Origin of the sequence: Pseudomonas sessilinigenes (genome assembly GCF_003850565.1) — a bacterium.
GTDB lineage: Bacteria > Pseudomonadota > Gammaproteobacteria > Pseudomonadales > Pseudomonadaceae > Aquipseudomonas > Aquipseudomonas sessilinigenes.
The window spans coordinates 1,063,622-1,079,286 of record NZ_CP027706.1; the positions used below are offsets into that span (position 1 = coordinate 1,063,622).

The window sequence follows — 15,665 nt, forward strand, 5'->3', positions numbered from 1 at the left end:
TCCAGGGCGCACCCGGCCCCTGCAGCCGCCTTAGAGCGGCTGCAGGATCTTGAGTCCCACCATCAGAGGATCTGCCCAGGCGCCTCTCGCATCACCTTCCATAACCATAAGAAACCGAACAGGTACCTTGCGATGCAAAACCAGATTGCCAGCTTTCGTGCTGCGCTCGACGCCCGCCCGGTGTCCGGCTACCAGTGGTCGCTATTGTTGCTGCTCGCCTTGTTGTTGGTCACCGACGGCTATGACGCCCAGGTCCTGGGCTACGTGGTGCCGGCCCTGGCCCAGGACTGGGGGCTGGAAAAAGCCGCTTTCGGCCCGGTGTTCAGTGCCAACCTGCTGGGCCTGACCCTGGGCTCCCTGGCAGTGACACCCCTGGCGGATCGTTTTGGCGTACGCCGGATCCTCCTGTGTTGCGTGCTGATCTACGCCAGCCTGACGGTGCTGATGGTGTTCAGCCAATCCCTGGACAGCCTGATGGCCGCGCGTTTTATCTGCGGCATCGGCATGGGTGGGGCGATGCCCAGTGCCATGGCGCTGATGTCTGAATATTCCCCGCCGCGCCTGCGCACCCTGATGGTGACCCTGGCTGCCTGCGGTTTCTCCTTCGGTGGCGCGGCCGGTGGTTTCGTCGCGGCCGGTTTCATCGACCAGTTCGGCTGGGAGGCGGTGTTCCTGGCGGGCGGCGTAACGCCGTTGCTGCTGTTTCCGTTCCTGTTCTGGTGGTTGCCCGAATCCCTGCCGCGGCTGTTGCGTGATGCTCCGCCCTATGCGCGCTTGCGCAAGGTCAGCGCGCGGATGTTGCCGGACTGGCAGCCACCAGCGGCGACTGGCGATGAGGGTCAGCAACAGGCTGCTGGCAAATTCACGGTGGTGGAGTTGTTCCGCCAGGGGTATGCGCGGCCGACACTGCTGATCTGGTCGACCTTTTTCGTCAGCCTGATCCTGCTGTATTTCATGATCAGCTGGCTGCCGACCCTGTTGCTGGAAAGCGGCCTGGCCCTGAAACAGGCCAACCTGGTGACGTCGATGTTCCTGTTCGCCGGCACCCTGGGGGCCATTTGCATGGCCTGGCTCGCCGATCGCCTCAAGCGCAAGGTGCGGCTGTTGTCGGCGGTGCTGGCGGTGGCGGCGTTGTGTACCGTCCTGCTGGGGCTGAACCACGACAATCCGCGCTACCTGGTGGTGTTCGTATTCGCGGCGGGGTTCTGCATCATTGGTGGGCAACTGACCCTGAATGCCTTCGCCAGTAACTTCTATCCGGCCCAGGTGCGCGCCACCGGCACCGGCTGGGCGTTGGGGGTAGGGCGCTTCGGTTCGATCCTCGGGCCGCTGCTGGGCAGCATGCTGCTGGCGATGCATATCCCGGTGCAGCAGATTTTCTTCTTTTGCGCGGTGCCCGCCGTGCTGGCCGCGTTGCTGATCATCCGGGTGCGTGCACCCTCCGAAGGGACCGGCGGCGGCACAGGCGCGGCGCAACCGTTGCAGGCACCGCTCAAGTCCTGAGGCGGGGTCAGCAGGCCAGGTGCTTGATCATCGGTACGCAGGCCAGGGTCAGGCCACGGGGCGACTGGTACTGGGCGATGCGTTCGCCGACGAAGCCGCACTGGCGGTAGAAGTCCGCGGCATTCAGGGTCGAGTCCAGGATCAGGTGCGACAAGCCGGCCTGCACGGCCTGCTGTTCGATGTAGTTCATCATCTGCCGGCCGATTCCACGGCCCATGTAGGCCGGGTCGACGAAGACCGCGTCGACCTGTCCTGACTCAAGGTCGAGGATGGCACTGGCGGCGACCTGGCCGTCGATGACCGCCACATGCCCGCTGCTTTCCAGCCATTCGATGAAGGGCTGGCCAAGGTTGCCAGCGGTCCACACTTGCAGGTCGGCAGCCGGGTAGTACCCCGCGCATTGATGGTTGATGGCCTGGTTGCGAATGTCGAAGACCCGTTGTGCGTCTTCGCCGTGGGCTTTCCTGATCAGCATGGCGTGTCCGTTCCCTGGAGTGAGCCGCTCATCCTGCCAGAGAACTGGAAATGTTGTCATTTGGCCTTGGCTTGAATCAGTAGCAGCCCCCAGCCGGTTACCAGAGTGCCATCTGCCCGCAGCAATGGCTGGGTGGCGCTGTGCAGCTCGTTTTTCATTAGGGTCTGACTGGTAGGTGTCAGACGATCCAGGTCGTAGGTGTATGCCAGCGATTCCCATAACTCGTCGAAGTCGGGAGTCCACTCCAGGTTGAGTTCTTCAAACTGCAACGAGGTGAAATGATCTTCCAGCAGTCGTCGCCACCCACTTTGCGTGTGAGTGCGTGGATCCACCAACGGTAGAGTTGGCAATCGGTCACGATGAGCAGCATTACGAAAGGCTCGTAGGTAGCAGGGCCCTAACTCGCCCAGAAGAAATTCCCGACCGACAATAGCCGAGAACTGCCCTCCCGAAACCAGTATCCGATGGACTTCTTGTAGCACTTTCTCGATATCGCTCATGAGCATTAGGGATAGATGTGAAACCGTCGCATCGATGCTGTCGTCGCTCAGGGAAAGTTCCTGGGCCCGTTCATTGAGCAGCGTGCCGGTTTGCCCCAGGCGAATGCGCGCAGCCTTCAGTTCGGTGGGACTCATGTCTATTCCGAATAGCTGTGCCTGGGGAAACTTCCTGGCCAGCAGATCGAGCAGGAAACCATCGCCACAGCCCAGATCCAGTAATTGTGACTTGCTGGATGCAGTGCTATGCAAGGTGCTCGCCAGTATGTCGTAGGAGGAGCCTCGTCCTGGAAGCTCCAGTGCGGAGAACACGAGCGGCGTAGTGCCAGGGTGACGCTGGTGGAAGTCTTGGAGAAACCGTTCGACTGGGTTCATTTTTTGTTCATCCTTGAAGCGCGGGCTTTAGACAAAGGCACAAGAGTACCGGGGCCGTATTCAAGGTTGGAATCAGTGAACCACCTTGTTCGGCGGCAGGTGCCCCAGGCGCTCGGTCAGGCGCAGGCGCTGGATCGGATCGTCGCTGAGCAGCAGTGCTCGCTCCAGGTCGAAGCGCTCGGCGTTGGGGCACTCCAGGCGTTGGTAGAGACTGGCCCGGGCCAGATAGTCGGCGGCGCTGCCATCGCCCAATTCCAGTACCCGCTCGGCGTCGATCAGGGCGCCGAGGTGATCGTCATGGGACAAGTGCAGTTGACGCAGGTTACGCGACAGGCGCTGGAACATCTGGCGTGGTTCAGCGGTGAGCAGGTGCTCGGCGTTGAGCTTGAGATGGGCGCCATATTGGCGTTGCAGCAATTCGCGGCAATCGTTGGGGTACAGCCGGCGTCCGCCGCAGGGATCGAGCAGGTAATCGGTGCCGGGTACCCGGAGCAGGAAGTGCCCGGGAAAATTCACGCCGACCAGGGGAATGTGCAGCCGCTGCGCCAGTTCCAGGGCGATCAGGGCCAGGGCCAGGGGCTGCCCCCGGCGCCGCTCCAGGACCTTGTCCATCAAGGCTGCCTGGGGCCTGAGCGGCAGGAATTCGTCCTGCTGGAACCCCAGGTCGTTCATCAGGCGCAACAACGGTTGTCCCAGTTCGTTGGCTGGCAGTGACGGCAGGCTGCCTCCGACCTGTTGCTGGATGTGCCTGAACTCTTCCAATAGCAGGCCGGGCACCAGAGCTGGCTCATGCTCGGCACCAATCCATAACGCTGCCTCCAGCAAGGCAGGCGGTGAGCGGTGCAGGCAGGCGAAGAAAGCTTGACGCGGTTTCATGGCAACCTCCGACGGATGCCTCGTTTTAGCCCCGTCGTCGTGCTTCGTCCAGTCTCTGCGCAGTGGGTAGCGGGTTATTTCCCCTGGGTTGCAAGACGGCGCGGCTTATTCCTGCGTGGCGCAGCAATTTTCAGGCGCAAGCCTATACTGGCGACTACAAGAAGTGATTCGGGAGCCCGTCGATGTTCGCTCTCATGCACAGCACCCGCCTTGAATCGCTGCATCTTAGCGTCGACCCTCGAACCGGGTTGAAGGCAGTGATCGCCATCCATAACAACCGCCTGGGGCCCGCCCTGGGCGGTTGTCGTTATTTGCCCTATCCGGACGATGCCAGCGCTGTGGGCGATGCCGCGCGCCTGGCCCAGGGCATGAGCTACAAGGCCGCGCTGGCCGGTTTGCCCCAGGGCGGCGGGACCGCCGTGATCATCCGACCGGCCCATGTGGAAAGCCGCGCTGCGTTGTTCGAGGCCTTCGGTCGTTGTGTCGAGCAACTGGACGGGCGCTATATCACCGCCATCGACAGCGGCACCTCGGTAGCCGACATGGATTGCATTGCCCAAGAGACTCGTTACGTCACCAGTACCAGTGCCGCTGGCGACCCGGCCCCGCATGCGGCCATGGGCGTGTTCACCGGTATTCGCAGCACCGCCATGGCGCGCCTGGGCAGCGACAACCTGGAGGGCCTGCGGGTGGCGATCCAGGGCCTGGGCAATGTCGGTTATGCCCTGGCCGAACAGCTGCATGCCGCTGGCGCCGAGTTGCTGGTCAGTGATATCGATCCTGGCAAGGTGCAACTGGCCATGGAGCAGTTGGGTGCGCACCCGATCGCCAACGATGCCTTGCTCAGCACACCTTGCGATATTCTCGCGCCCTGTGGCCTGGGAGCGGTGCTCAACAGCCGCAGCGTGGCGCAACTGCGTTGCTCGGCGGTGGCAGGTTCTGCCAACAACCAACTGACCAACCTGCAGGTTGCCGACCAGCTGGAGCGGCGCGGCATCCTCTATGCCCCGGACTACGTGATCAACTCCGGAGGGCTGATCTACGTGTCGCTCAAGCATCACAACGAAGAGCTGCCAGTGATCACCGCCCATCTGTCGCAGATCAGCCTGCGCCTGACGGAGATCTTCGGCCATGCCCAGGCAGAAAAACGTTCACCGGCACGGATCGCCGACGAACTGGCGGAGCGAGTGCTCTATCGCTAGGTCCGCGCACCCGGCCCCTGTCTATGTAACATCGGCACCTGGAGGGTTGGCATGCGAAGGCCAGCCACTGGAGTGCTCAACCACCACGGGAATGAACTGGACGATGCCTGAAGTGCTGGATGCTGAGCTGGACGAACAGCTGTCTTGCGTATTGCACGGTGCCGCGGATCTTGAGGCGATTCGCCAGGTGCTGGAGCTGTACAGGGGCAAGGGATTTTCAGCGCAGGCGGTGTACCGCTATCTGGGTCAGGCCAGGGCTGGCGCTGTTGATGCCGTGGAAGACCGAATCCTGGAAGCCATGGACATCGCATCCGGGTATTGCCCGGCAGGTTGCAGGGTGTGGGACACCCCACGATGACCGTTATGCGTGCCCCCAGGTGGCCTGGCGCAAGCTCGGTCGCCAGGCATGAAAAAAGCCCTGTGCCATTGGCACAGGGCTTGTTCGATCAGGGGCTGCCTATTTGGTGGCCTTGGTCGCTTTCGCAGGCTTGACCGGCGCCTCGGCTTCGGCAGGTTGCTCTTTTTCGACCGTCTCCACGACTGGCGCCGGCTCGCTGAGCAGCTCGGCCAGTGCGTCTGGCTGGCTCTTGAAGGCCCTGGCGAACACATCGCGGTTCTTGGCCATGTAGATCCCGGCTTCTTCCACTTGCTGCTCAGTCAGCGATGGCACAGCCTTTTGCAACACTTGCGCCAGCACTTCAGCCAGTTCGAGCATCTTGTCATGACGGTCAGCTTCGGCTTTATCCATGAACAAGCGCTCCAGATCTCGGCTGCTGCGGTATACCACTTCGACGGCCATTCACCACCTCACATGCCTTCACGATAATGGGTCGGTACAAATACTGTATCCATATACAGGTCGAGAGAATAGGCGAAACTATTTCCCTTGGATAGTGGCTTTTTAATGTAGACGGAATTTTTCCCCGAGTTGTGCCTCCCGCTCCTTGGGGCCAGGTGCACGTGCCTCGCCTGTGATGACCGCCATCTTACCGAGGTGTCCCTGGCCTTTTTTCTGCATGCAGAACAACCGTCACGTCCCATCCGCATCATCCGGTCGAAACGACCTAAGGAATAATCACCGTGAAAATCAATTGGGCCGAAAACCTGCGCCAGAGCGTTCATCAGCTGGCCGAGTCCCTGGGTAACCTGTTCGTCGAGTCGTTCCACTACCTGGCGCTGTTCGCCATCGGCGCAGTGACCGCCTGGGCGGCGGTGATGGAGTTCCTGCAGATGATCGAGGCGGGCCACATCAAGATCGACGACATCCTGCTGCTGTTCATCTACCTGGAATTGGGGGCGATGGTCGGTATCTACTTCAAGACCAACCACATGCCGGTGCGTTTCTTGATCTACGTGGCGATCACGGCGCTGACCCGCCTGCTGATTTCCAACGTTTCCCATCACAACCCGCCGGACCTGGGGATCATCTACCTGTGTGGCGGCATCCTGCTGCTGGCCTTTGCCATCCTGGTGGTGCGCTACGCCTCTTCGCAGTTTCCCTCGGTGAAGATCGAGCATCCACAGCGCAAGCTCGGTGCGGGCTCCAGCGAGCATCCTGAAGTGGAGAAGGGCGAACTCTAGAGCCGCGATGCCCGGGGAGCCTCCTGCGGTCCCGCCGCGGGCGGCAAGGGCAGTGGGTCGCCGTTGGTCATGGCTTCGAGGATGGCCATGGCGCTGTGCCCCTGCTCGATGGCGATGCCGAAGGCAATGCTCTGTACCAGGCGCTCGACACGCCGTGGATCGTTGCGCTGGGCGGCGCTGATCATGCGCTTGGCCACGACCCGACCCGCCTGGGACAAGGTCAGCATGAGGTTGCCATCCAGGCCCTGGATGCTCAGGTTGACCTGATACTGCGGGGTGAAGGTGTCGGTAATCAGTTGCAATGGATTGTCCATGAGGGTCACCGCCTGCTGGGATCGTGCAGTCATTGACCGGCCTGGGGCGAAATTAGTTCGTGATTGCAGACCGTCGGCCGGTCGTTCGTCGAGGCTTGCCAACGTCCGTATTCCTCATGCGTGATCAAGCAAGGGGCATGCCGCGGCCGGCGCCGACCAATGAATCCGGGAGCAAAAAAAAGCGGACCGCAAGGTCCGCTTTTTCGTTGTCGCCCCGTTTCAGGGCAGGAAGGAGAAGATGATCGCCGACAGGGCGATCAGCCCGATCAACACCACGAACAGGTTCGACAGCTGGCCCGAGTACTGGCGCAGCGACGGTACGCGCTGGATCGCATACATCGGCATCAGGAACAGCAGGCAGGCGATCACCGGGCCGCCCAGGGTCTCGATCATGCCCAGGATGCTCGGGTTGAAGGTCGCCACTGCCCAGCAGCTGAGCACCATGAACAACGCGGTGAGCTTTTCCAGGTGGCTGGAGGACAGGGCGCGGCCGCGACCGCGCAGGCTTTTCACGATCAGCCCCTGGAAGCCCTCGCTGGCGCCGATGTAGTGGCCCAGGAACGACTTGGTAATGGCCACCAGCGCGATCAGTGGCGCGGCGTAGGCGATGACCGGGGTCTGGAAGTGGTTGGCCAGGTACGACAGGATCGAGATGTTCTGCGCCTTGGCCGCGGCCAGGTCCGCCGGCGACAGGGCCAGCACGCAACTGAAGCAGAAGAACATCACCGTCAGCACCATCATGCCGTGGGCCATGGCCAGGATGCCGCTGCTCTTGCGCTCGGCCAGCTGGCCATAGTGGCGCTTCTGGTCCACGGCGAAGGCCGAGATGATCGGTGAGTGGTTGAACGAGAACACCATCACCGGGATTGCCAGCCACAGGGTCTTGAGGAACAGCGGCATGGACATGCCGTCGCCGGCGGAGGCGAAGAACGCGCCGTTCCAATTGGGGATCAGGCTCAGGGCCAGCAACAGCAGGGCGGCGACGAAGGGGTAGACCAGCAGGCTCATGGCCCGCACGATCACGCCCTGGCCGCAGCGCACGATGGCCATCAGGCCCAGGATCAGCAGCAACGACAGCACCGCTCGCGGTGGCGGGGCCATGTGCAGCTGGTGCTCCATGAAGCTGCCCAGGGTGTTGGTCAGGGCCACGCTGTACACCAGCAGGATCGGGAAGATGGCGAAGAAATAGAGCAAGGTGATCAGCTTGCCGGCGCCGACCCCGAAGTGTTCCTCCACCACTTCGGTGATGTCCCCGGAGCGTCCGGACAGGACGAAGCGGGTCAGCCCACGGTGGGCGAAGAAGGTCATGGGGAAGGCCAGCAGCGCCAGTACGATCATCGGCCAGAAGCCGCCGACCCCGGCGTTGATCGGCAGGAACAGGGTGCCGGCGCCGATGGCGGTGCCATACAGGCCGAGCATCCAGGTGGTGTCGTGCTTGCTCCAGCCCCGGGAGGCTGGTGCGCTGTCGCGGGGTGTCGCTACGGCAGGATTTTGAGTAGCAGGTGTGGGTACATCGGTCATCGGTATCGCCTCGTTATTATTCTTGCTCGGGCTCACGTGTTACGGACGGTCAGGGAACGCTCCTCAGCATTCCACCCAGCTCACCGCCAGGCCGCCCCGTGAAGTCTCTTTGTATTTGTCGTGCATGTCGGCGCCGGTATCGCGCATGGTGCGGATCACCCGGTCCAGGGAAATGAAATGCTGGCCGTCGCCGCGCAGGGCCATCTGGGTGGCGTTGATCGCCTTCACCGCGGCAATCGCGTTGCGCTCGATGCAGGGCACTTGCACCAGGCCGCCCACCGGATCGCAGGTCAGGCCGAGGTTGTGCTCCAGGCCGATCTCGGCGGCGTTTTCCAGTTGTTCCGGGGTGGCTCCCAGGACTTCCGCCAGGCCGGCTGCGGCCATGGCGCAGGCCGAACCCACTTCACCCTGGCAGCCGACTTCGGCGCCGGAGATCGAGGCGTTCTTCTTGCACAGGATGCCCACCGCAGCGGCGCCGAGGAAAAAGTTCACGACATCGTCGTCGCAGGCTTGTGGGTTGAATTTCATGTAGTAGTGCAGCACCGCCGGGATGATCCCTGCCGCGCCATTGGTGGGCGCGGTAACCATGCGTCCGCCGGCGGCGTTCTCTTCGTTCACCGCCAGGGCATAGAGGTTGACCCACTCCATGGCCGACAGGGTCGAGGTGATGACGTTGGGCTTGCCGATCTCCAGCAGGTTGCGATGCAGCTTGGCGGCGCGGCGTGGCACGTCGAGACCGCCGGGCAGGATGCCTTCGTGGCTCAGGCCCTGTTCCACGCATTCGCGCATCACCGACCAGATATGCAGCAGGCCGCTGCGGATCTCGGCGTCGCTGCGCCAGGCCCGCTCGTTGGCCATCATCAACTCGCCGACCCGCAGGTCGTGGGTCTTGCACAGGGCCAACAGTTCGGCGGCGCTGTTGAAGTCGTAGGGCAGTTGCACGCTGGCGCCGGCGTCAGTCCCGGCCTCGACTTGCGCGGCCTCGACGATGAAGCCACCGCCCACCGAGTAGTAGGTCTGCTCCAGCAGGGTGCCGTGTTCGCCCAGGGCGACCAGGGTCATGGCGTTGGGGTGGTAGGGCAGGCTTTCGTCCAGCAGGAGCAAGTCCTGCTGCCAATCGAAGGCGATGCTCGAGCGACCGCCCAGCAGCAGTTGGCCGCTTTCGCGCAGTTGCTGGATCCGTGGACCGATGCTGCGCGGGTCGATGCTGTCCGGCCATTCGCCCATCAGGCCCATGACGCTGGCGCGGTCGGTGGCGTGGCCGACACCGGTGGCGGAGAGGGAGCCGTAGAGGCGGATCTGCACGCGCCGCACCTGCCCTTGCAGGCCCTGCTCGAACAGCGCCTGGGCAAAGGTCGCGGCGGCGCGCATCGGGCCGACGGTATGGGAACTGGACGGACCGATGCCAACTTTGAATAGATCGAAAACACTGATAGCCATGCTAAAGCCTTACAAGCAATGGAAGGTAGATCGCTGCCATTTTTTGTAGGCCAAGCGCAATGTCGGCGATACTGCCTCGGTCATTCAGCAGTGACCAACGAAATTTCCTAAGAGATCCTTTAGCAGGGCTAAACGATGAGTCGTCAGTTTCATGCCCAGACCTACGTCTGGCTGCATGTGTTTTCCTGTGCCGCGCGGCACCTGTCCTTCACCCGCTGCGCCGAAGAGTTGCACATCACTCCCGGGGCGGTGAGCCAGCAGATCCGCCAGCTCGAAGAACGCCTGGGGTTTCGCCTGTTCCACCGCCGGGCCCGGGGGGTGGAGCTGAGCGCCGAGGGCCAGCGCCTGGCCCTTACGGTGAGCGAGGCCTACGGCAGCATCGATGCCGAATTGCGCCGCCTGGATGCGGGCATGATCGGCGGTACCTTGCGCCTGCGCTCGATCCCGTCGTTCCTTGGCAAGTGGCTGACCCCGCGTTTGCCGCGCTTGCAGCAGCGCTATCCGGAGATCCAGCTGCGGCTGGTGGCGGAAGACAGCAGCGTGGCCCTGCACGAGGGCGACTTCGACTTGGCCATCGACCTGAACGACGGCAGCTATCCGGGCCTGCAATCCACGGCCTTGCTGGACGAGCAGATCTTCCCGGTGTGCGCGCCGAGCCTGCTGCGCGGGCGACCACCGCTGCATGGTCCGGCGGACCTGGCGCACTTTCCGCTGCTGCACGACATCACCGCCTGGCGTGGCAGCTACGAATATGCCGAATGGGAGTTCTACCTCAATGCCATCGGCTTCGAGGGGGCGGATGTGCGTCGTGGCCATACCTTCAACCGTAACCACCTGACCATCGAGGCGGCGATCGCCGGGATGGGGGTGGCGATCGCCCGGCGCACCCTGCTCAACGACGAGCTGGAGCGCGGCACCCTGATCGTGCCATTCGGTGTCGCGGTGCCCAATCACAAGCGCTATGTGCTGCTCTATGCGCCCGGTGCGCTGAGCCATCCCGGGGTGCGGGCGGTGCATGACTGGTTGGTGGAGGAGGCGGAGATATTTCGTGGTCTGCACCCCCTGGGAGAGGGGCAGGAATGAGCTGTTTCGCGTCGTGTCGCAAGCGCGGCTGACTCCCCACACTAACAGCGCCCTGGCGGTTTGTCCGGCTTTATTTGAGTATGAATATTTATATTTTTCCAGGGGTTGAAATGTTCTTCGCCGTGCCTAATTGTGTAATCAAGAGGTCACGAAATGCTGGTCAAAGCCAGGTTCCAGGCCTCTTGCGAGCAAGCTGAAATAAGGGAAGAACTATGCAAATCCAAGTCCATAGCGATAACCATATTCAAAGCAGCCTTCGGATGGAGGAGTGGGTGCGCAGCACCGTTGAAAGCACGCTCGAACGTTACGAGGAAGACCTGACCCGAGTGGTGGTCCATCTGCGTGACGAGAACGGCGGCAAATCGGGTCCCGATGACCTGCGTTGCCAGCTGGAGGCCCGGCCCAAGGGGCACCAGCCGATTTCCGTGACCCACAAGGCCGATACCCTGGAGCAGGCCATCGACGGCGCCACCGTCAAGCTGGAAAGTGCCTTGGAGCACATGTTCGGCAAGTTGCGCGCCAAGCGCCCGGCAGCAGTGTCCGACAATGACGGCAGTGAGGCGGACGCCCTGCTCGAAGAAGAATTCCTGGAAAACCAGCAAGCTGCGCTCAATAGCTGATAGCTGGATTTTCCCTCAACCCGACGGGCCTGCATTGCAGGCCCGTTTTCTTTTGTGGGGCCTTAGAACGCGACCGACGTCTGCACATACAGGGTCCGCGGCTCACCTACGTACTTGCCCTTGTTGTTGTCGTCGAAGGAGCGGGTGAAGTACTGGTGGTTGAAGATGTTCTTCACCCCCACCGCCACGTTCAGGTCCGACAGTTGCGGCCCGAAGTCATAGCCGGCGCGGGTGCTGAACAGCATGTAGCCGGGAATGCGTCCATTGCTGCCGTCGAGGCTTTCGCGGGAGGTGTTGGCGTTGTCGGCGAACTGGCTGCTCTGGTAGCTGCTGTCGAAGTTGAGCTTCCACGGACCTTCGGTGTAGCTCACCCCCAGGGTGCCCTTGTGCTTGGACGAGAAGGGCACGCGATTGCCCTTGTTCGGCCCGTCCTCGCGGATGGTGGCGTCGACGTAGGCATAGGTGGCATAGACATTGAACCCGGCCAATGCCGGATCCAGGCCGTCGAGGGCGTAGTTGATGCTGCTCTCTATGCCCTGGTGCCGCGTTTGCCCACGGGCGATCACCGTATCGTTGGTCTGGTTGCTGTCGTACTGGTTGTCGAAATTGATCAGGAAGGCGCCCAACTCCGCGCGCAGGGTGCCATTGTCGTAGCGAGTGCCGATTTCCCAAGTACGGGCCTTTTCCGGCTTCACCTCACCGCTGGCCACCCGGTTGGGCATCTGGCTGTACTGCACGCTGCCGAACGAGCCCTCGGTGTTGGCGTAGAGATTCCAGTTTTCGTCGACGTGGTACATCACGTTCAAGGCTGGCAGCGCGGTGTTGTAGTTGCCCTTGTACTTGACGTTGCTGAGGTTGTTGCTTTGCTGCGACTCGATCATTTCGTAGCGGATGCCCGGGGTCAGGGTCCACTTGCCGATATCGATGCGGTCGTCGACGAACAATGCATGGGCCTCGGTGCCGCCACGGGTGTCGCGGTCGTTGCGGCTGTTGCTGGTGGGCAACTGCTGGTTGGCGCTGATGGGCGTGCGGTAGCGCAGCTCGTGTCCGGCCTCGTTGATGTAGCGATAGCCGATCCCGACTTCGTGGCTACTGTTGCCCAGGTCGAAACCCTGGGCGAGGCGCGTCTCCAGGCCGCGCACCCAGTATTCCCGGGGCGACAGGGAGAGGAAGCTGCCCTGGTCCAGGTAGCCGCTGCGCAGGGTCTTGGTGAAGAAACTGTTGACGGTGAATTCGCGGCGATCCTCCTGGTAGCGATAGCCGAGGTTGAACATCGTCCGCCGGCCCCAGAACTTGTCGTAGGGGCGGGTCGATTGATAAGGGTTGGCCTTGTAGTCCGCCACGTTGAGGCCGCCGGGCATGTCGGCCTCGCCTTCATAGTATTGGGCCATGGCGTTGAGGCTGTTGGCCTCGTCGATCTGGTACTTGCCCTTGAGGATCAGGTCGTCGATCCGCGTACCGCTATGTTCGCGCCAATCGCCGCCGCGGGTGCCGGAGTACAGCAGCGCGCCGCCCAGGCCATTGTCGGCAGTGCCGCCAGCCAGCAGGTTGGCGTTGGTCTTGAAGCCGTCATGGCTGGAGGAGGGGCTGGTCTCGGTCTGGAAGCCGCCCTTGAAGGTCGGCGTCTCGGGAATCGCCCGGGTCACGAAGTTGACGATGCCGCCGACGTTCTGCGGGCCGTAGCGCACGGCACCGCCGCCGCGCACCACGTCCACGGCGTCCATGTTGCCCATGCTGATGGGCGCGAACGAGAGCTGGGGCTGGCCATAAGGGGCGAACGGCACCGGGATGCCATCCATCAGCACCGTGGAGCGCGAAGCCAGGCGTGGGTTGAGCCCGCGGATACCGAAGTTCAGCGCCATGTCATGGCTGCCGGTGCCGTTGTTGTCCGGCGCGTTGACCCCGGGAATCCGGTTGAGCACGTCCCGCGCCTGGGTGGCGCCCTGGCGCTCGAATTCCTCACGGCGGATCACGTCCCGCGCCCCGGCATGCTCGAAGACATCGACCTGGCGGGCATCGCCCAGCCAATCACCAACCACGCTGGAGGCGCCCAGTTGCAGGGTGGCCGGTGCTGCGCCGGTTGTTGCCGGTTGCAAGCTGAAGGCATTGCCGCCCTCGGCCCGGGCTTGCAGACCAGTACCCTGCAGGAGGATCTGCAAGGCCTGTTCGGTGCTGTACTGCCCATCCAGGCCGTGGCTCTGCACGCCATGGGTGATTTGCGAGCCGAAGGAAATCAGCACGCCTGCTTCACGGCCGAACTGGTTCAGCGCGCTTTCCAGGGACATCGGGGCGATGTGGTAGGACTTGCCCGCTACCTCGGCGGCCTGGAGCTGGGACAGGCTGGCCAGGCCCAGGCTGGCCCCCAGTAGCAGGTGACGCAGTGAGCGGGCCAGGGGCGTGGGGCGAGAGGGTTGCTGAGTCATCGATGGCGATCCTGAGAAGGAGGAATCAAGGTGGCTTTCCCTTCTTGTCACCCGAGCCTGGCAAAACGGCTCATGTCTCATCAAAAAAATGTGCCAGTGTGTACAGACGGCTGTTGCCTATCGCTTCGTGTAGCCGCTGCCGCAGCTGCGCACGGTTCGGCACGAGCCGCTGGATTTGGCGGCCGCTGCGCGCCCGTGCGCAGCCTCGCCGGGGCTCGACAGCGGCTACAGGGGTCAGGCGCGAGCCTCGACGTTGACCCAGTAACGGGTGAAGCGTCGCACCCGGACTGGCAGGCTGACCTGCAACAGGTCGAGGATTCGTTCGCTGTCATCCAGGGGATAGCTGCCGGAAATCAGCAGGTCCGCCACTTGGGGATCGCAATGCAAGCGGCCCCGACGATAACGTCCCAGTTCGGCGAGGAAGTCCTCCAGGCGCATATGGGCCGCCACCAGCATGCCCTCGCTCCAGGCGCCGCTGCCGGCCTCCAGGGCGTGGGGAGCGTCCCAGCCATCGCGGCGAAAGTCCAGTTGCTGCCCGGCCGCTACCTGGGGAGGCGCAACGCTGTAGGTGCCGGGTTCCACACGGGCGATGCCGGCATACACCGCCAGTTGGCTGTGGCCCCTGAACTGGCGCAGGTTCAAGCGCGCGGCGCTGGTTTTCACCAGGCCCTCGGCGCTTTGCACCAGCAGTGGCCGCGGGTCCTTGCCGGCGCTGAGCATGATCTCGCCTTCCAGCAGGCGGATCAGCCGTTGCTGGCTGTCGAAGCGCACATCCACCGCGCTGCTGGTGTTGAGCTGCAACTGGCTGCCGTCGCTCAGCTGCAGCTTGCGCCGCTGGCCCCGGGTGCTGCTGTAGTCCGCCAGCAACGGCGGTAGCGGGTTGTGCTCGCGCAGGTTCCAGGCCGCCGCGGAACCGACCCCCAGGACCAGCAGCAACTTGAGAGCCTGGCGTCGGCCGCTGGACCTCGGGGCATTCAAGGCCGCATGGGCCAGGGGCGAGGGCAAGCCGCGCAAACGCTGGTTGACCCGCAGGATATGGGCCCATGCCCGCTGATGTTCGCTGTGGGCGTCGTGCCACTGCTGCCAGGCCTGCTGCTGGCGCGGGTCCAACGGGCCGTCCTGCATCTCGATCAACCAGTGCACCGCCTGCTCGGCGACCTGGTTGCTGAACTCAGCTTGGGCATTGAGGTGGGGATTCATCGGCGCTCTCAAAGGGCGAAGTAGCAGCGCATGGCCGCCTTGTTCAGGTGGCGCTTGACCGTGGCGATGGAAATGCCCAGCTCGCGGCCGATCTCGGCGTAGCCCAGGCCATCCAGTTGGCACAGCAGGAACGCACGCTTGACCTGGGCTGGCAGGCCATCGAGCAGGCTGTCCAGCTCCTGCAAGGTCTGCAGGATGATCGCTCGTTCTTCTTCCGATGGCGCGACCTGCTCGGGCAACTGCGCCAGGGCTTCCCGATAGGCGCGTTCCAGGTCCTGGCGCCGGTAGTGATTGCACAGCACGCGCTTGGCGATGGTGGTGAGGAAGGCCCGGGGTTCGATCAGGGCCGGGGTTTCCCGGGCGCCCAGGATCCGGATGAAAGTGTCCTGGGCCAGATCGGCGGCGCTGTCGGGGCAGCCGAGGCGGCGCCGTAACCAAGTGTTCAACCAACTGTGATGGGCCAGGTAGAGGCCTTCGACGGTAGCGGAATGGGACAAGCCGGACGCTCCTGCACTGACAAGACGCATAAGGTAACGAGAATTGTTCGCATTGTAG

Annotated in this window: 15 protein-coding genes and 1 pseudogene; 6 read left to right on the forward strand and 10 right to left on the reverse strand. The window is 63.1% G+C overall.

The annotated features are described in order from the left end of the window. The first annotated feature begins 132 nt into the window (after positions 1-132). On the forward strand, positions 133-1,503 hold the full coding sequence (locus tag C4K39_RS04835) for an MFS transporter (protein ID WP_068584094.1): 1,371 nt from the start codon (positions 133-135) through the stop codon (positions 1,501-1,503). 7 nt (positions 1,504-1,510) lie between these two features. Here C4K39_RS04835 and C4K39_RS04840 read toward each other — a convergent pair whose 3' ends face one another. The 3 genes from C4K39_RS04840 to C4K39_RS04850 form a co-directional block, all read right to left on the reverse strand. Continuing rightward, a complete protein-coding gene (locus C4K39_RS04840; RefSeq protein ID WP_068584092.1) occupies positions 1,511-1,978 on the reverse strand; it encodes a GNAT family N-acetyltransferase in 468 nt (155 codons plus the stop codon). A 56-nt stretch (positions 1,979-2,034) separates the two neighbouring features. Next, a complete protein-coding gene (locus tag C4K39_RS04845; RefSeq protein ID WP_124345774.1) occupies positions 2,035-2,850 on the reverse strand; it encodes a class I SAM-dependent methyltransferase in 816 nt (271 codons plus the stop codon). Between the two features lie 72 nt (positions 2,851-2,922). Further along, positions 2,923-3,726, reverse strand: a complete 804-nt coding sequence (locus tag C4K39_RS04850) for a SirB1 family protein (protein WP_124345775.1) — start codon at positions 3,724-3,726, stop codon at positions 2,923-2,925. Positions 3,727-3,908: 182 nt separating this feature from the next. On the opposite strand from C4K39_RS04850, the gene C4K39_RS04855 reads away from it, so the two are divergent. Next, complete coding sequence (locus tag C4K39_RS04855) at positions 3,909-4,928, forward strand: Leu/Phe/Val dehydrogenase (RefSeq protein ID WP_068584084.1); 1,020 nt, start codon at positions 3,909-3,911, stop codon at positions 4,926-4,928. A gap of 103 nt (positions 4,929-5,031) precedes the next feature. Then, positions 5,032-5,286, forward strand: coding sequence for a hypothetical protein (locus tag C4K39_RS04860; protein ID WP_124345776.1), 255 nt, complete (start codon positions 5,032-5,034; stop codon positions 5,284-5,286). Between the two features lie 186 nt (positions 5,287-5,472). On the opposite strand, the pseudogene C4K39_RS04865 reads toward C4K39_RS04860, so the two are convergent. Next, a pseudogene (locus C4K39_RS04865) lies at positions 5,473-5,727 on the reverse strand (YebG family protein); the annotation flags it as partial. A 281-nt stretch (positions 5,728-6,008) separates the two neighbouring features. On the opposite strand from C4K39_RS04865, the gene C4K39_RS04870 reads away from it, so the two are divergent. Beyond that, a complete protein-coding gene (locus C4K39_RS04870; protein WP_068584076.1) occupies positions 6,009-6,509 on the forward strand; it encodes a phosphate-starvation-inducible protein PsiE in 501 nt (166 codons plus the stop codon). On the opposite strand, the gene C4K39_RS04875 is transcribed toward C4K39_RS04870, so the two are convergent. From C4K39_RS04875 to C4K39_RS04885, 3 genes are all read right to left on the reverse strand, one after another. Further along, entirely contained in the window at positions 6,506-6,823 is a 318-nt protein-coding gene (locus C4K39_RS04875) for a DUF3509 domain-containing protein (protein WP_124348315.1), read from the reverse strand. The genes C4K39_RS04870 and C4K39_RS04875 overlap by 4 nt on opposite strands. A gap of 219 nt (positions 6,824-7,042) precedes the next feature. Then, entirely contained in the window at positions 7,043-8,344 is a 1,302-nt protein-coding gene (locus C4K39_RS04880; RefSeq protein WP_124345777.1) for a serine/threonine transporter, read from the reverse strand. Positions 8,345-8,407: 63 nt separating this feature from the next. Further along, positions 8,408-9,784, reverse strand: a complete 1,377-nt coding sequence (locus tag C4K39_RS04885; protein ID WP_124345778.1) for an L-serine ammonia-lyase — start codon at positions 9,782-9,784, stop codon at positions 8,408-8,410. Positions 9,785-9,919: 135 nt separating this feature from the next. Between C4K39_RS04885 and C4K39_RS04890 the strand changes: the two genes are divergently transcribed. Both C4K39_RS04890 and C4K39_RS04895 read left to right on the forward strand, forming a co-directional pair. Continuing rightward, positions 9,920-10,867 (forward strand): LysR substrate-binding domain-containing protein, encoded by a 948-nt coding sequence (locus tag C4K39_RS04890; protein WP_068584064.1) that lies wholly within the window; start codon positions 9,920-9,922, stop codon positions 10,865-10,867. A 212-nt stretch (positions 10,868-11,079) separates the two neighbouring features. Continuing rightward, positions 11,080-11,487: an HPF/RaiA family ribosome-associated protein gene (locus C4K39_RS04895; protein WP_031320917.1), complete on the forward strand. Its 408-nt coding sequence runs from the start codon at positions 11,080-11,082 to the stop codon at positions 11,485-11,487. A gap of 62 nt (positions 11,488-11,549) precedes the next feature. On the opposite strand, the gene fecA is transcribed toward C4K39_RS04895, so the two are convergent. The 3 genes from fecA to C4K39_RS04910 form a co-directional block, all read right to left on the reverse strand. Next, positions 11,550-13,910: a TonB-dependent Fe(3+) dicitrate receptor FecA gene (gene fecA, locus C4K39_RS04900; RefSeq protein WP_124345779.1), complete on the reverse strand. Its 2,361-nt coding sequence runs from the start codon at positions 13,908-13,910 to the stop codon at positions 11,550-11,552. Between the two features lie 234 nt (positions 13,911-14,144). Continuing rightward, positions 14,145-15,110: a FecR domain-containing protein gene (locus tag C4K39_RS04905; RefSeq protein WP_124345780.1), complete on the reverse strand. Its 966-nt coding sequence runs from the start codon at positions 15,108-15,110 to the stop codon at positions 14,145-14,147. Positions 15,111-15,118: 8 nt separating this feature from the next. Continuing rightward, positions 15,119-15,607: a sigma-70 family RNA polymerase sigma factor gene (locus C4K39_RS04910; RefSeq protein WP_124345781.1), complete on the reverse strand. Its 489-nt coding sequence runs from the start codon at positions 15,605-15,607 to the stop codon at positions 15,119-15,121. Between the last annotated feature and the right edge of the window lie 58 nt (positions 15,608-15,665).

Bases quoted from the DNA above. Each gene is read 5' to 3' on its own strand.
- C4K39_RS04835 (WP_068584094.1), top strand. From the start codon at position 133: ATGCAAAACCAGATTGCCAGCTTTCGTGCTGCGCTCGACGCCCGCCCG.
- C4K39_RS04840 (WP_068584092.1), bottom strand. From the start codon at position 1,978: ATGCTGATCAGGAAAGCCCACGGCGAAGACGCACAACGGGTCTTCGAC.
- C4K39_RS04845 (WP_124345774.1), bottom strand. From the start codon at position 2,850: ATGAACCCAGTCGAACGGTTTCTCCAAGACTTCCACCAGCGTCACCCT.
- C4K39_RS04850 (WP_124345775.1), bottom strand. From the start codon at position 3,726: ATGAAACCGCGTCAAGCTTTCTTCGCCTGCCTGCACCGCTCACCGCCT.
- C4K39_RS04855 (WP_068584084.1), top strand. From the start codon at position 3,909: ATGTTCGCTCTCATGCACAGCACCCGCCTTGAATCGCTGCATCTTAGC.
- C4K39_RS04860 (WP_124345776.1), top strand. From the start codon at position 5,032: ATGCCTGAAGTGCTGGATGCTGAGCTGGACGAACAGCTGTCTTGCGTA.
- C4K39_RS04875 (WP_124348315.1), bottom strand. From the start codon at position 6,823: ATGGACAATCCATTGCAACTGATTACCGACACCTTCACCCCGCAGTAT.
- C4K39_RS04880 (WP_124345777.1), bottom strand. From the start codon at position 8,344: ATGACCGATGTACCCACACCTGCTACTCAAAATCCTGCCGTAGCGACA.
- C4K39_RS04885 (WP_124345778.1), bottom strand. From the start codon at position 9,784: ATGGCTATCAGTGTTTTCGATCTATTCAAAGTTGGCATCGGTCCGTCC.
- C4K39_RS04890 (WP_068584064.1), top strand. From the start codon at position 9,920: ATGAGTCGTCAGTTTCATGCCCAGACCTACGTCTGGCTGCATGTGTTT.
- C4K39_RS04895 (WP_031320917.1), top strand. From the start codon at position 11,080: ATGCAAATCCAAGTCCATAGCGATAACCATATTCAAAGCAGCCTTCGG.
- fecA (WP_124345779.1), bottom strand. From the start codon at position 13,910: ATGACTCAGCAACCCTCTCGCCCCACGCCCCTGGCCCGCTCACTGCGT.
- C4K39_RS04905 (WP_124345780.1), bottom strand. From the start codon at position 15,110: ATGAATCCCCACCTCAATGCCCAAGCTGAGTTCAGCAACCAGGTCGCC.